Here is a 14,049-nt window from a genome sequence, read left to right as displayed (position 1 = left end):
GGAGGGACATGGGAGCCATCGCCACCGTCCGTGAGGACATCGCCGCTGTCAAGGCAAACGACCCAGCGGCCCAAAGTTCACTCGTGATCTTCCTGTCCTATCCGGGACTGCACGCCAAATGGATGCACACGCCGGAGCACTGGCTATGGAGCCATGGCATGCACGGGATCGCACGCGTTCTCTCGCAAATCACCCGGTTTTTCACCGGCGTCGAAATCCACCCCGCCGCGCGCATCGGGCGGCGGCTGTTCATCGACCACGCCATGGGGGTCGTGATCGGCGAGACCACCGTGGTGGGCGATGACTGCGTGCTCTACCAGGGTGTCACACTCGGCGGCACGGGCAACGAATGCGGCAAGCGCCATCCCACCCTGGGCAACAACGTCACCGTTGGAACGGGCGCCAAGGTACTCGGCAACATCACCATCGGGGACAACGTGCGCATCGGCGGAAACTCGGTCGTGGTCAAAGATGTACCGAGTGACAGCACCGTGGTGGGCATCCCGGGGCGCGTGGTGCGCCGTAACGGGTGCCGCGTCCTCGCCGAGTCCTTTGACGCGACCCACCACCGTGAGACCATGCCCGACCCCGTCGAGGAGGCCTCGATCATGAACCGCGAGGGCATCGCCGACAACGCCCGCCGCATCGCCGAGCTCGAACAGCACGTCGCCGAGCTCAGCGCCCTAGTCGAAAGGCTCACGGGAGCCGAGTGACCGCACCGCCGCGCCCCTACCGCGCGGCCTCGGGTCTCTCCTCATCCGGCGTGGCAATTTCCTTGATGGTCGTCTCGTCTCCTTGGATCAGATATGTTCTCTCGCTCCCGCAGTGCGGGCAGATGCGACCGTGCTCGACCGTGCCATAGGTGCTGCCGCACGCTTCGCAGTATGTGACTGCGGGAACTTCCTCAACCACCAGCTCGGCCCCGCGCATGAGGTCGTTCTTCGCGCACGCCCAATCCCAGCAATCGGTCAGATAGCTCGGGATAACACCCGAGACCTCCCCGAGCTCGAGCGTCACCGAGGAAACGCGGCGCAGGTTGTTCTGCCGTGCCACGCCCTCGACGCTGCGGATGATGTGGAAAACGATGCCCAGTTCGTGCATGCGAAAACTCCCTGCCGTGACCTCAATTTAGGGACAGTCCCTAAATTGAGGTCAATCGCCAACCTGAAATAGGATCTCGACGGGCTACTTCGATCCCTTGCCTCCAAAGCGAATCTTGATCTCGCGCTTCAGCGCGTACTTCGCGAGACTCGGAACCTTCTTCTCGTACTTCACCATGGTCGAGCACTCGGGATGCTCGCGATGCAGGTGGATCGCATCGAACGCGCACTTGGTGGTGCACAGACCGCAGCCGATGCACTTGTTCTCATCCACGACGCTCGCGCCGCAGCCCAGGCAGCGGGCGGTCTCGGCACGCACCTGCTCCTCGGTGAACGTCTTCACGTACTCGCGGAACGGCTCTGCCTTCTCCCGCTCGTAATCGTGCACCGCATCCCCACGGCTCGCCGTATCGTAGCTGCCGAAGTCCACGTCATCCTTGTTCAGCTCGCGGTAAGAGCGCGGGTTGCGCCCGATGGTGAGCGTCGCATCCTGCACGAAGCGATGGATGGACACCGCGGCCTCGTGGCCTGCGGCGATGGCGTCGATGGCGAACTTCGGACCGGTGTAGACGTCGCCGCCCACGAAGATGTCGGGCTGGGCGGTCTGATAGGCCTTGGGAGCGGCGACGGCACCCTGGCCACGGCCGAGCTCGACCGCCTCACCTTCGAGCAGGTCGCCCCAGACGATCGATTGGCCGATGGAGAACACGACGCGATCGGCGGCGACGGTTCGCAGCTCGTTCTCGTCATACTGCGGGTCGAAGCGGCCCTCGTCGTTGAACACGCGCAGGCAACGCTTGAAAACGACCTCGCTCACGCGACCATTCTCGCCCGTGCGAACCTCGACCGGGCCCCAGCCACAGGAGATGTGCACGCCGTCCTCATTGGCCTCGACAACTTCCTCGGTGCTGGCCGGCATGCCCCCGGAGCTCTCCAAGCAGAACATCTCCACGTGCTCGGAGCCCAAGCGCGCTGCGGTACGGGCCACATCGATGGCCACGTTGCCGCCGCCCACCACGATAGTGCGACCGCACATCGACTCGGCCTTGCCGCCGTCGTCTTGCTGTTCGGCCACACGGCGCAGGAAGTCAACGGCAACGGACACGCCCTCGGCGTCCTCGCCCGGGATGCCGGGCAGGCGGCCGCCCTGGCAGCCAATCGCCACATAAAACGCCTTGAACCCCTGCTCGCGCAGCTCATCGAGGGTAACGTCGCGGCCCACCTCGACGCCCAGGCGAATGTCGACGCCCATCTCGCGGATGATGTCGACCTCGGCTTCGATCACGTCCTTCTCGAGCTTGTAGCTGGGGATGCCGTAGGTGAGCATGCCGCCGGGGCGCGCGTTCTTCTCGAAGATGACCGGCTTGTAACCCTTCTCTGCCAGGTAGAACGCGCATGAAAGACCCGCGGGACCGGCGCCGATCACCGCGATCTTGTCATCGAAGCCTCCGGTGCGCGTGGGCGTCACCACCTCGGGGACGTAGCGATGCTCGGCCACAAGGTCCTGCTCGGCGATGAACTTCTTCACCTCGTCGATCGCCACGGCCGCATCGATGCGCCCGCGCGTGCAGGCGTCCTCGCAGCGGCGGTTGCAGATGCGCCCGCAAATCGCCGGCAGCGGGTTCTCGCGCTTGATGAGGGCCAGCGCATCGCGATAACGCCCCTGCGCCGCGAGCTTCAGGTACCCCTGCACCGCAATGTGAGCCGGGCACGCGGTCTTGCACGGGGACGTTCCCGTGTCATAGGTCTCGATGCGGTTCTTGTTCCGATAATCGGGGCTCCACTTCTCCGGGCCCCACTTCACGGTGTCGGGCAGCTCCTGCTTGGGATACTCCGGCACCTCCCCCGTGCTCGCGGCGCACAGCTTCTGACCAAGCTTCACCGCGCCCGCCGGGCACACCTCGACGCATCGGCCGCAGGCCACGCACTTGTCGGCCTCGGTGCGCGCCACGTAGGCGGAGCGAGACAGGTTCGGCGTGTTGAACAGCTGCGAGGTACGCAGCGCATAGCACACGTTCACGTTGCAGTTGCAGATGGCAAAAATCTTGTCCTCGCCGTCGATGTTGGTGATCTGATGCACAAAGCCGTTGGCCTCGGCCTGGCGCAGCGTCTCGTAGACCTCCTCGCGCGTGATGTAATGGCCGCGATCGGTCTCCACCACGTAGTCGGCCATGTCGCCCACCGCGATGCACCAGTCGTTCGGATCGTCACCGCAACCCTCGCCCAACTTCGCGCGGCTCATGCGGCAGCTGCACGGGCTCGCTGCGTACTTGCCCTCGTACTTGTCGAGCCAATGCTCGATGTGCTCGATGGAGACGGAGCGGTCCTCCATCTGGATCGCCTGCTCAACCGGGATGACGTGCATGCCGATTCCCGCGCCTCCGGGCGGCACCATCGGCGTGGCCTTTGCAAGAGCGCCCTTGGAGGCCTGCTCGAAAAACTTCGCCACCGCCGGATGCTCGTCGATCTGGGACTGGCGCATGTTGAGGAACTCGGCCGAGCCGGGCACAAGCATGGGCAGCACCCATTGCTTCGTGCGGGTGGGGTTCTCCCAGTTGTACTCGAGCAGACCGATGTAGCTCATCTCATCGAGCAACTTCTCGAGCGGCTCGGCCTCCATACCGGTGACCTTGACCGCGTCGGCAAGCGTGTAGGGTCGGCGCATCTTCATCTTGAGCAGAACGTCGGCCATCTCGTCGGTCGTTACCTCGGCGAACGCCCAATACTCAAAAGGCTTGAGCTCTTTGCGGCCAAGCAGGCGGTTGGTGCAGTGCTCGCACAGCGCCACGATTTTGGGACGCGGGTTCTCGGGGATCGGCGGGACGAACTCGGAGCCGATATCCGGCTCGGCGAACGAGATGCCAGGGCCGTTGACGATCATGTGTGTTCCTTTCCTGGGGTTCGAAGGTGCCTCAATTTAGGGACAGTCCCCAAATTGAGGTTTGCTAGGCCTGCTTCCAGGCGGCAACGCGCTCGCGCAGCCAGTCCGCCCAGACATCGATGCCCTCGCCTGTCTTGGCGCTGATGGGGATGATGGTCGCGTTCGGGTTTCGCATAAGGATGTTCTCGCGCACGCGCTCCATGCTGAACGTGTCGAACACGGGCAGAGCGTCGATCTTATTCACAAGCACCACGTCGCAGATGCTGAACATGAGCGGATACTTGAGCGGCTTGTCATCGCCCTCGGGCACGGACAGGATCATCGCGTTGGCCGATGCACCGGTGTCGAACTCGGCGGGGCATACGAGGTTGCCCACGTTCTCGAGGATGGCCAGGTCCGTGCGGCCCGCTTCGCCCTCATCGCAGAACAGCTCGTCGAGACCCTGCTCGGTCATATAGGCATCTAGGTGGCACATGCCGCCGGTGTGCAACTGGATGGCGCGAGCGCCCGTACCCAAGATGGTGCGCGTATCGACGTCGGAATCGATGTCGGCCTCCATCACCGCGATGGACATCTCGTCCTTAAGCGCCGCGATCGTGCGCGAAAGCGTGGTCGTCTTACCAGAACCCGGACTCGACATCAGATTCAGCAGGAAGGTCCCCCGCTCGCGCAACTCCCCTCGCAACTCATCGGCTTTGCGGTCATTGTCGGCGAACACGCTCTCTTTGACCTCGATCACGCGGACATCGCTCATGGGCCCTCCCCCTGTTCCGGAAGCTTCGCTGGACAACCCCTCTGGTCGCCGGCGCACATGCGCTCCCTGCAATCGCCTCGCACCGCTCAGCGAAACTTGTTGACACTTCGTCAAATTACATATTGACGTTCTGTCAACAGAGGTCAAGACTATAATCGGTAAATGAGCGACTTTGACGGAGAGGGCTCCCATGGCTTCCGATGCGAACAGACATCACGAACGTTTGACGCACGACGACCGTCGTGACGAGATCCTCGCGGCCGTACGCCAAACCGTGGTCGAAGATGGACTGAGCCGCCTGTCGATCTCGGCCGTCGCATCGCGCGCGGAATGCACAAGATCGCTGTTCTACCACTACTTCCCCACCAAGGAAGACGCACTGCAGGCCGTTCTCGACCTGAGCATCGATTCGTTTGTCGAGCAACTCACCGCGTGGAACGAATCGCGTGTCAGCGGGGATATCGAGGGATCTCTGGACTCCATCGCGCATACGCTTAAGAACATGGTCGTGAACCAGAGCGACGTCATGTCGCAATCGGTCGTCCACAGCGGCAATGCGGCCCTGTACGCCTCGTTCGTCCATCGCGCGGCCGACCGGCTCGCCCGATACATGTGTTCGTCGACTGTGGTCGACTTCGCCGCGCATCATGAGGTGCAGATCGACCACCTCTATGAGACGTTCTACGTCCTCATCACCGGGCTTGTCATGTTCGTGCGCACCCATCCCGATGCGCCGGAGGACACCATCAAAGACATCATCGCGAGCACCCTGCATATCGAGGGCTACACCGCGAAATATCCGGAGCGCCGCCCCGAGCGGTAGCTCGTCCATCACCGCATGGGGCCGGACGCATCCAAGGCACCGCCCCGCGCATTCCTTCATGCCGTAAATGTTGACACTTTGTCAACAGGCCCATAGGGGGCTTTGTATAGAAAGGGGAACCTATGTTGTTCCAGGTGTATGGCGAAAACGCCATGTATCAGTGGCTTGGTTGGATCATGGTCTTCGTGAGCCTGATCGCCGCCAACGAAGTCGCACGCCGCTCGAAAACCGGCGGCATCGTGTGTTTCCTCGGCATTCCCGCCGTGCTCACGGTGTACTTCATCTCGATTTATGTGTGCGCCGGCATGGGCATGGAGTGGGCTCTCGACAATCCCACGTATCTGCACATGGGCAGCTGGTTCCACTATGCCAAACTCTACGCCGCGACCGCCGGCTGCATCGGCTTCATGATGCTCAAGTACGGCTGGGGCAAACTCGGCCGCAGCGAGGCTTTCAAGGTGTTCCCCTTTGCCATCGTCGCCATCAACATCCTCATCGCGGTTGTCTCTGATTTCGAGAGCGCCATGCGTGCCTTCGGCACCACCTGGGTGTCCTCCGAGGGCGTCGTCCTCATGGGCGGATGGCACAACGTCTTCAACGGCATCGCCGGCCTCATCAATATCTTTTGCATGACCGGTTGGTGGGGCATCTACCGCTCCAAGAAGGGCGACGACATGCTCTGGCCCGATATGACCTGGGTCTACATCCTCGCCTATGACCTGTGGAACTTCTGCTACACCTACAATTGCCTCCCCACGCATGCGTGGTACTGCGGCCTTGCCCTGCTGCTCGCGCCCACCGTTGCCAACTTCTTCTGGAACAAGGGCGGCTGGATTCAGAACCGCGCGAACACCCTTGCCCTGTGGTGCATGTTCGCCCAGGTGTTCCCCATGTTCCAGGATTACAGCGTCTTCTCCGTCAACTCCGTGAACAACCCGAGCATCAATCTCGTTGTCTCCCTTATCGCTCTCACCGTGAACGTCGCCGCATTCGCCTACATCATGTATCGTGCCAAGAAGCTCGGCGTGAACCCCTATAAGCATGAGGTCTTCAAGGGAACCCGCGATTTCGACCAGGCCATGGCTCGCGCTGCATAAGCTGGCGCCATCTCCATGCGCCCCTGACCGAGGAACGCGAAACGCCCATCCGGTTCGATCCGGATGGGCGTTTTACTTCCCGCATTCGAATTCACCCTGCAAAGAATTCGCGCTCTAAAAAGAGACGCTGCAAAAGAAAAGCCCCCGTTTCCGGGGGCTCTCACATTCGACTGGTGCGGCGTACAGGATTCGAACCTGTGACGTTCTGATTCGTAGTCAGACCCTCTATCCAGCTGAGGTAACGCCGCAACGCTCCAACTATATTGCCATTGCACCCCAGTAGCGTCAACCCACAATTAAAAATTTTTTCTAGCAGGAGAGCCGAACCCAAAAGCCGATGGATCGGCAAAAGAAAAGCCCCCGTTTCCGGGGGCTCTCAAATTCGACTGGTGCGGCGTACAGGATTCGAACCTGTGACGTTCTGATTCGTAGTCAGACCCTCTATCCAGCTGAGGTAACGCCGCAACGCGTGGTATATATTGCCATCAGTGATACATCGCGTCAAGGAAAAATTAGCATTATTTCCAATTATTGTAATCTCGCATCAAGACTGACAACTATCTCACGATCGCAGCCTCCCCGATCTCATACGGGATACCGAGGTGCTTCATCAGGTCGCATAGGCTTGAGAAACACTCATAACCCGTGTACTCCAAACGCAATACCGCGGGCAGCTGATGCGCGGCATCCAGATGGAAATAGCCCAAAAGCTCACCGACGCCCGCCGGATCTATCACCGCCTCGACCGTATGGGGGCTCTCCCTGAAGCTCCACTGCGTCAATGGGCCTGAACTTTCCTGCACGATACGAAGCGATCCCTCTGGCGTGACCGCGCACTCGATCCTCAGGCGCTCCCCCTCCTCCTCGCTCGCGAACAACACCGCACCACTGTCGAATACATCCATCGCCGTCCCCTTTCTCTCGCCTGTCTCCGTGCAATCAGTATACCCAAAAATAGAACGTATGTTCGTGTATATACTGTCGAGAAACTCAACCTTGCGGGCAATTTTGTCCGCACGGCATGATAGGCGCTCCAGGAACGCCATCGCATCTATTGCTCTGGGGGGTATCGGCTGCCCTAGGGGGCATCGGCACAGAAAAACGCCCCGTGTGCTCGATGGGAACGGGTGCCCGTCAGAGGCTCCTTATGGCTGCTTCCTTCCGGACCTGACCAGGTTCGGAACATATCGTCACCCGAACCCATCGAACGCGCGAGGCGTGCTTGACTATAGTAGCCGCTCGGGCGCGACTCGTCCAGCTCCAACACGGCGAGCCCACACCCCGAGTGCGGATACCTTACGTCATCGTCGCCAGGCGGCAGACGGTCTCACCCGCCATCCGAAGGTTCCTGCGAGCACAATCGGGGTCCAGGGCCTCATCGAGCGGCTGCGGAGCCGCCCCCACGGGAAGCACCGCATCGACACCCGCGGCATACACCGCCTCGAGCTCATCTTCGCGAGAGCCGCATACCGCAATCACAGGCACGTCGGGACGCAAGCGCTTCGCACGGCGGGCCACTCCCACGGGGACTTTGCCCTGGGCGGTCTGCGCGTCGACGGCGCCCTCGCCCGTAACCACCAGATCGGCAGCGCGAACAGCGTCGTCAAACCCGGCCATGCCGAGCACGGCCTCGATGCCGGGCACGAGCTCGGCGCCAAGCGCGAGCAGTGCGGCCCCCAGGCCGCCCGCAGCACCGGAGCCGGGGACGCCGAGTAGGGACTTGGGCCGAGCGCCGGGGCGCCCCACCTGCTCGGCACTCCCGTCAAGCGCATCGCGCGCCGCCGTAAGGCGTGCCCCGTACGCAGCCATCCAACCGTCGCATGCCGCGAGCACCTTATCGCGCTCAGCCTCGGAAAGGCCGACACCCAAGCCCTTCTGGGGGCCGAACATGCGCACGGCGCCACGCGGGCCCACGAGCGGGCTCTTCACATCCGACAGCGCGACAAGCCGCACACCGGCGAGCGCAGCCCGTGCGGGAGCCAAATCAATTGCATCGATGTCGCGAACGCCACAAAGCCCGTGGACGACCTGCCCACCCGACGCATCGAGCACGCGCGCCCCCAGCGCTTGTAGCATCCCAACACCGCCGTCCACGGTGGCGCTGCCGCCAAGGCCGACATACACCGTCTCGGCGCCCCGCGATACCGCATCGGCAATCAGCTCTCCCACGCCGCGGGTCGTTGCGGCACACGCCGCCTCATGACTCCGGGGGGACAGACCGATTCCGGCAGCCTGGGCCATCTCTACCACGGCGCTACGACCCTGGGCATCATCGAAAAGCAGATAGGACGCATCGGCATGCCCGGCAACCGGCGCGGGCACAGACACGCTGCGCACCTCGCCGCCGAGCGAGCGCCGCAGGGCCTCGACGGTGCCCTCTCCTCCATCTGCCACGGGAATCTCCGCAACGCGCACGTCATCGCCCGCGCGGCGCATGCCCTCGGCAAGCCACATTTCGACCTGCGAACTCGTGGCGCACCCCTTGAACGAATCGATGGCGAGCACCACATTGAGGGGGCCCCGCATCCCACCCTTGCGCGCAGGAGCCGCCGGCCGATGGGAGCGCATGGGCGGACGCCCGAAGGCCGAGGAAGCTTTCATCGGGGCCGGCGTGGGCGTTTTTCCGCAATCGCCGCCCAAAGCGTCCTCCAGGGCCTCCAGGCTCGAGACGTCATGCGGGCTCTCGACCCCCTCCTCGCGATCCGCACCCCGCAACCTGCGGAAGAACGAACGCAGCTCCGCCGCGCACTCGTCTTCCAGAATGCCCGAGGCAACCGGGAATGCATGATTCAGGCGAGGGTCGGCACTCACGTCGTAGAGTGTTCCGAGCGCGCCGCCCTTGGGGTCGGCCGCACCGTATACACACCGGTCGATGCGAGCGTTGACCATGAGGCCCGAACACATGAGACAGGGCTCGAGTGTGACGTAGACGGTGCAGCCACTCAGGCGCCACCTTCCAAGCGTGCGCGCCGCCTGCATCATGGCGAGGAACTCGGCGTGCGCCGAGGGGTCTTCGTCCAGCTCGCGCCTATTGTGGGCTCGGGCGATGATCGTGCCCTCGTGCACCACGACCGCGCCGATCGGCACCTCGCCGACCTCGGCGGCAGCACGCGCCTCGGCGAGTGCCTCGCGCATGAAGCATTCGTCATCCTCGCGCGACACCGCTCGTCTCGCCATCTCATCGGCTGGCTTCATCCCGGCAACTCCGTACCTCTCGCACCGCGCGGGCAAACCCCGCGCACGTCACATCGCGTTCGATGCTATCATTACCCAACGCGCCGGAGAGATGGCAGAGCGGTTGAATGCGGCGGTCTTGAAAACCGTTGAGCACGCAAGTGTTCCGAGGGTTCGAATCCCTCTCTCTCCGCCAGGTTAAGTGATGAAGCGGGCCCAGTTGCTCGCTTTTTCGTTGCCCTCGCATGGATTCGAACCCGCGAGGGTGCGGAGCTGAGGAAACGGCGTAAGCCGTTTTCCAGCGTAGCCCGCAAGCGCCGCAGGCGCGCAGCGGATCGAGGGCGGCGCCCGCCGCCCGGCGAATCCCTCTCTTGCGCCAGGTCGATTAAAAAAGCGAGCCCGGAAAGGCTCGCTTTTGTCATTACCGACTCAAGACGCGCAGAACCATGGTCTCCGCGGTGTTCACCAAATCGTCCTCGGTCTGTGGATCGTGGCCGCGCATCCACCACTTGCCGAACAGGCGCACGATGCCGCCGGCGGCAAACTCGGAGGCGGAGGCGAACGCGAGCGGGTCCTCCCCGCGCGCCTTGGAGTGGGCATGGTAGCGCTCGCGCAGAATCTCGGCCACGCGGTCCTCGATCATGAGCAGCATCATTCCGCTCATGGAGCTGTCCAGGATGTTGTCGACGAGCTGGGCGTGCTCGAGCAGGAAATCGACCAAAGCCCGCAGAATCGCGATGCCCTCCTCGACATTCACGACAAGGGGATCGTCCTCCGCCGATTCGCCCTTCGCCAGACGCAGCTCCTCTGCCCTGTCCTCGCCATACTTGACCAGCTCGATGCGAAGGCTGTCCACAAAGAAACTGAAGAACTCGGATTTATCGGCGAAGTGCTTGTAAAACGTCGTGCGGCGGATCATCGCCTCTTCGCACAGCATGGCAACGCTCACATCCTCGTAGCGGTGCTTTTCGAGCAGCTTGGTAAATGCCGTCAGCAGCGAGCGATACGTTTTCTGAATGCGCAGGTCCATGTCTACCGTCTCCGTTATTCATCCGTACGCTATCTACCCTCGTCTCGTCAGATAGATAGATAAGTGATATCTGTCACCTATCCTAGTACGCAATGTGAATATCGCAAGGGCCCTTCAACAATTTGCCCACCGCATATCAGGTTTGATGAACGAATGTTGCCCAACCGCTGGCAGAGCGCTCGAGGATGCACCTTGACGCGACGGGTATACTGGACCACGAACAACAAGCTCGGCGCCTGAGCGCCATCACGGAAATGGGGCACACATGGGACTCCCGTTCATCATCGGCGTCATCGTCGTCGTGGCCATCGTCATGGGCATCGCCGGCATCTACAACAACCTCGTCACCCTGCGCAACCGCGTCGACAACGCGTGGCAGAACATCGATACGCAGCTGCAGCGTAGGAACGACCTCATCCCCAACCTCGTGGAAACCGTCAAGGGTTACGCCGCCCATGAGCAAGAAACGCTCGACGCCGTGACCCAGGCCCGCACCGCCGCGACCACCGCCGCCACTCCCGAGGAGAAGATGGCCGCGGACAACGCCCTCACCGGGGCGCTGCGCCAGCTGCTCATGGTTGCCGAAGCCTATCCCGATCTCAAAGCCAACGCCAACTTCACGCAGCTCCAGGCTTCGCTTGAGGACACCGAGAACAAGATCTCCTACGCCCGTCAGAGCTACAACGACTGCGTGCTCAACTACAACAACGGCATCCAGACGTTCCCCGGCAACATCTTCGCCGGCATCTTCCAGTTCAAGCAGCGCTCGGGCTTCGAGGCCGCAGAGGCGTCCCGCGAGGTACCGCAGGTCAAGTTCTAACGACCTCCAGCAGACCGAACCAGCGCCCCGCGAGCCCTTTGGCCAGCGGGGCGCTTGCGTTTTGACCCGTCCGCCAAACGTGACCGCCACGCTTACAGAACAGTCACGGCGCATGCGATTCACGCACACGGATACGCGCTAGAATCGCGATAGACCAGCAAACGAACTCATGAGAAAGACTCCACCTTGGTCATGTCATCCAAACACACCCATTCCGTCGAGACGTCCGCGCACGAGGGCGCACAAGGGCCCCGCCACGCCGCCTCGGACAACGCCGAGGCGATTCACGACCCCGCCGGTCACGGCGCGGAAGCACCCACCAGGCCCGAGCCCCGTCCCGGGCGCATGGCATACATCCCGGCGCTCGACGGGATCCGCACGCTCGCCGTCGCCGCCGTCGTGCTCTACCATCTCAGCCCCAACCTGGCACCCGGCGGTATGCAGGGCGTCACGATCTTCTTCGTCCTCTCGGGCTACCTGATCACGCGCCTGCTGCTCTCCGAATACGAAGGCACGGGACGCATCGACCTCAAGGGATTCTGGCAGCGTCGCCTACGCCGACTCATCCCGGCAATCGTCACGGTCATCGTGGCGAGCGCGGCGCTGTGCACGCTGTTCAACCACGTCATGCTTACCAAGATGCGACCCGACATCATCCCCTCGTCGCTCTTCCTCAACAACTGGTGGCAGATCTTCAACCAGCAGTCCTACTTCAACGCCGTGGGCGACCCCTCGCCGCTCACCCACTTCTGGTCCCTGGCCATCGAGATGCAGTTCTACCTCGTTTGGCCCGCGGCCCTCATGTTCGCCCTGCGTGCGGGTCAGCCGCAGCGCCGCATCGGATGCGCCGCCCTCGCCCTCGCCGCGGTCTCCGCCATCGAGATGGCGATCCTCTACAACCCCGGAGCCGATCCGAGCCGCATCTACTACGGAACGGACACGCGCGCGTTTTCCCTGCTTCTCGGCGCCTGGCTTGCGTTTGTCCCCAACGCGCGGCTCACGCAGGTCGCACAGGGGGCATGGCGGGTCGCCGCGAACAAACTCAACCGTGAGGCGCCCAAGCATCTCGGCGCGGGCCCGCTCGACGCACTCGGAGTCCTCGGCCTTGTCGGCCTGCTGCTGCTCATCGTCTTCAGCAACGGCTACACCGCCTTCCCCTACCGCGGCGGCATCCTGCTCGCATCGCTATTCACGCTGATGGTCGTCGCCGCGTGCGCGCAGGCGCATAGCCGCCTGGCCAAGCTGTTCTCGGCCAAGCCCCTCGTCTGGCTCGGACAGCGCTCCTATAGCATCTACCTGTGGCACTACCCGCTGCTCCTGCTTATGAACCCGGCCAGCGACGTGAGCGCCAAACCCTGGTGGGTCTACCTCTGCCAGGTCGCCGTAGTGGTTGGGGTCTCTGAACTGTGCTACCGCTTTATCGAGACGCCGTTTCGCCATGGCGCCGCAGGCCGCATCCTTGCGCAACTGCGCGACAAGGAAACGATGCCCGACTGGATTCGCGCGAAGGCGATCCCGCTGGCGCTCGCCGGCATCACGTGCCTCGCGGCACTTGGCGGCATCGTGTTCGTCCCCACCACCTCCGCACTGAGCGAGGACGGCGCCGCGCTCCTGCAGGGCTCGAACGGCGCCGGCAAGCCGAGCACCGATGCATCTGCGCAGGACGACGCGAGCGAACCTGGCAACGCGATTCCCGAGGGCGCCTACGACATCACGATGGTCGGCGACTCCGTCTCGCTGCGCGCCGTTGAGACCTTCACGCAGATGTTCCCCCACGGCCACATCGACGCCGCCATGAACCGTCAGTTCACCGCCGGTATCGATGTGTATCGCGGTCTCGTCGACCAGGGACTCGCCGGGCGCATCGCCGTATTTGCCCTGGGTACGAACGGCCCCTTCTCCGCGCAGGATGTCGACACGCTCATGGAGCTGGCCGGCGACAAGCGCATCGTGGCATTCGTGAACAATCGCGCCGCCCGCCCCTGGTGCGAGCCGAACAACCGCGTGCTCTCCGATGCGGCCGAGCGCTATGACAACGTGATTCTCATCGATTGGTTTACCTACAGCGCCAACCGCAACGATCTATTCGACGGCGACGGCATTCACCTCTCAAACGCCGGTGCGGCCGAATACGTTCAGCTCATCGACGATCAGGTCGCGCGCTACCTGCCCGTCCACCTGGAAGACGGTGACGACGAGCGTCTCATGGTTGCCCAGCGCACCCTGGACAGCCTGAAGACGGCATGCACGCTCGATCTCAAGCCGATTGAGATCGAGGGCAATGCAAAATAGTCGAACGATGAGCATGGCAACTGGACGACTAGCATTCGGGTGATAAGCGACCTCACAGCACAAACGAGCGTGCAATGT

Annotated in this window: 11 protein-coding genes, 3 tRNA genes and 1 other RNA gene; 6 read left to right on the top strand and 9 right to left on the bottom strand. The window is 62.8% G+C overall.

The genetic code is table 11. The annotated features are described in order from the left end of the window. Positions 1 to 8 precede the first annotated feature (8 nt). The gene (gene cysE / locus FY258_RS06100) at positions 9 to 713 is read left to right on the top strand and encodes a serine O-acetyltransferase (protein WP_118104179.1); all 705 of its coding nucleotides are present in this window, start codon (positions 9 to 11) and stop codon (positions 711 to 713) included. Positions 714 to 729: 16 nt separating this feature from the next. Here cysE and FY258_RS06095 read toward each other — a convergent pair whose 3' ends face one another. The 3 genes from FY258_RS06095 to hypB all read right to left on the bottom strand — a co-directional run bounded on the left by FY258_RS06095 (position 730) and on the right by hypB (position 4,735). Further along, on the bottom strand, positions 730 to 1,101 hold the full coding sequence (locus FY258_RS06095) for a hydrogenase maturation nickel metallochaperone HypA (RefSeq protein WP_118104177.1): 372 nt from the start codon (positions 1,099 to 1,101) through the stop codon (positions 730 to 732). A gap of 84 nt (positions 1,102 to 1,185) precedes the next feature. Continuing rightward, positions 1,186 to 3,981 carry an FAD-dependent oxidoreductase gene (locus FY258_RS06090; protein WP_182279457.1) on the bottom strand — a complete coding sequence of 932 codons (2,796 nt, stop codon included), beginning with the start codon at positions 3,979 to 3,981 and terminating at the stop codon, positions 1,186 to 1,188. 64 nt (positions 3,982 to 4,045) lie between these two features. Then, on the bottom strand, positions 4,046 to 4,735 hold the full coding sequence (hypB, locus tag FY258_RS06085) for a hydrogenase nickel incorporation protein HypB (protein WP_118104175.1): 690 nt from the start codon (positions 4,733 to 4,735) through the stop codon (positions 4,046 to 4,048). A 190-nt stretch (positions 4,736 to 4,925) separates the two neighbouring features. Here hypB and FY258_RS06080 point away from each other — a divergent pair, with 190 nt between their 5' ends. Both FY258_RS06080 and FY258_RS06075 read left to right on the top strand, forming a co-directional pair. Beyond that, positions 4,926 to 5,558: a TetR/AcrR family transcriptional regulator gene (locus FY258_RS06080; protein WP_182279456.1), complete on the top strand. Its 633-nt coding sequence runs from the start codon at positions 4,926 to 4,928 to the stop codon at positions 5,556 to 5,558. A 122-nt stretch (positions 5,559 to 5,680) separates the two neighbouring features. Next, a complete protein-coding gene (locus tag FY258_RS06075) occupies positions 5,681 to 6,655 on the top strand; it encodes a DUF5692 family protein (protein ID WP_118104171.1) in 975 nt (324 codons plus the stop codon). 171 nt (positions 6,656 to 6,826) lie between these two features. Here FY258_RS06075 and FY258_RS06070 read toward each other — a convergent pair. The 5 genes from FY258_RS06070 to tadA form a co-directional block, all read right to left on the bottom strand. Beyond that, positions 6,827 to 6,903 (bottom strand) — tRNA-Arg (locus tag FY258_RS06070). A 139-nt stretch (positions 6,904 to 7,042) separates the two neighbouring features. After that, positions 7,043 to 7,119, bottom strand: a tRNA-Arg gene (locus FY258_RS06065). A gap of 93 nt (positions 7,120 to 7,212) precedes the next feature. Then, positions 7,213 to 7,560 (bottom strand): hypothetical protein, encoded by a 348-nt coding sequence (locus FY258_RS06060; RefSeq protein ID WP_259324477.1) that lies wholly within the window; start codon positions 7,558 to 7,560, stop codon positions 7,213 to 7,215. Positions 7,561 to 7,766: 206 nt separating this feature from the next. Continuing rightward, an RNA gene (ffs, locus tag FY258_RS06055) (signal recognition particle sRNA small type) lies at positions 7,767 to 7,862 on the bottom strand. 89 nt (positions 7,863 to 7,951) lie between these two features. Continuing rightward, entirely contained in the window at positions 7,952 to 9,850 is a 1,899-nt protein-coding gene (gene tadA, locus FY258_RS06050) for a tRNA adenosine(34) deaminase TadA (RefSeq protein WP_118104167.1), read from the bottom strand. 85 nt (positions 9,851 to 9,935) lie between these two features. Between tadA and FY258_RS06045 the strand changes: the two genes are divergently transcribed. Further along, positions 9,936 to 10,025, top strand: a tRNA-Ser gene (locus FY258_RS06045). Positions 10,026 to 10,250: 225 nt separating this feature from the next. On the opposite strand, the gene FY258_RS06040 is transcribed toward FY258_RS06045, so the two are convergent. Beyond that, positions 10,251 to 10,859: a TetR/AcrR family transcriptional regulator gene (locus FY258_RS06040; RefSeq protein ID WP_118104165.1), complete on the bottom strand. Its 609-nt coding sequence runs from the start codon at positions 10,857 to 10,859 to the stop codon at positions 10,251 to 10,253. Positions 10,860 to 11,124: 265 nt separating this feature from the next. Between FY258_RS06040 and FY258_RS06035 the strand changes: the two genes are divergently transcribed. Both FY258_RS06035 and FY258_RS06030 read left to right on the top strand, forming a co-directional pair. Beyond that, positions 11,125 to 11,679, top strand: coding sequence for a LemA family protein (locus FY258_RS06035; RefSeq protein ID WP_006723811.1), 555 nt, complete (start codon positions 11,125 to 11,127; stop codon positions 11,677 to 11,679). A 192-nt stretch (positions 11,680 to 11,871) separates the two neighbouring features. After that, positions 11,872 to 13,971, top strand: coding sequence for an acyltransferase family protein (locus FY258_RS06030; protein WP_118104163.1), 2,100 nt, complete (start codon positions 11,872 to 11,874; stop codon positions 13,969 to 13,971). The last annotated feature ends 78 nt before the right edge of the window (positions 13,972 to 14,049 follow it).

Origin of the sequence: Collinsella intestinalis (assembly GCF_902364775.2) — a bacterium.
Taxonomy (GTDB): Bacteria; Actinomycetota; Coriobacteriia; order Coriobacteriales; family Coriobacteriaceae; genus Collinsella.
This window is presented reverse-complemented; position numbering and strand designations above follow the sequence as displayed.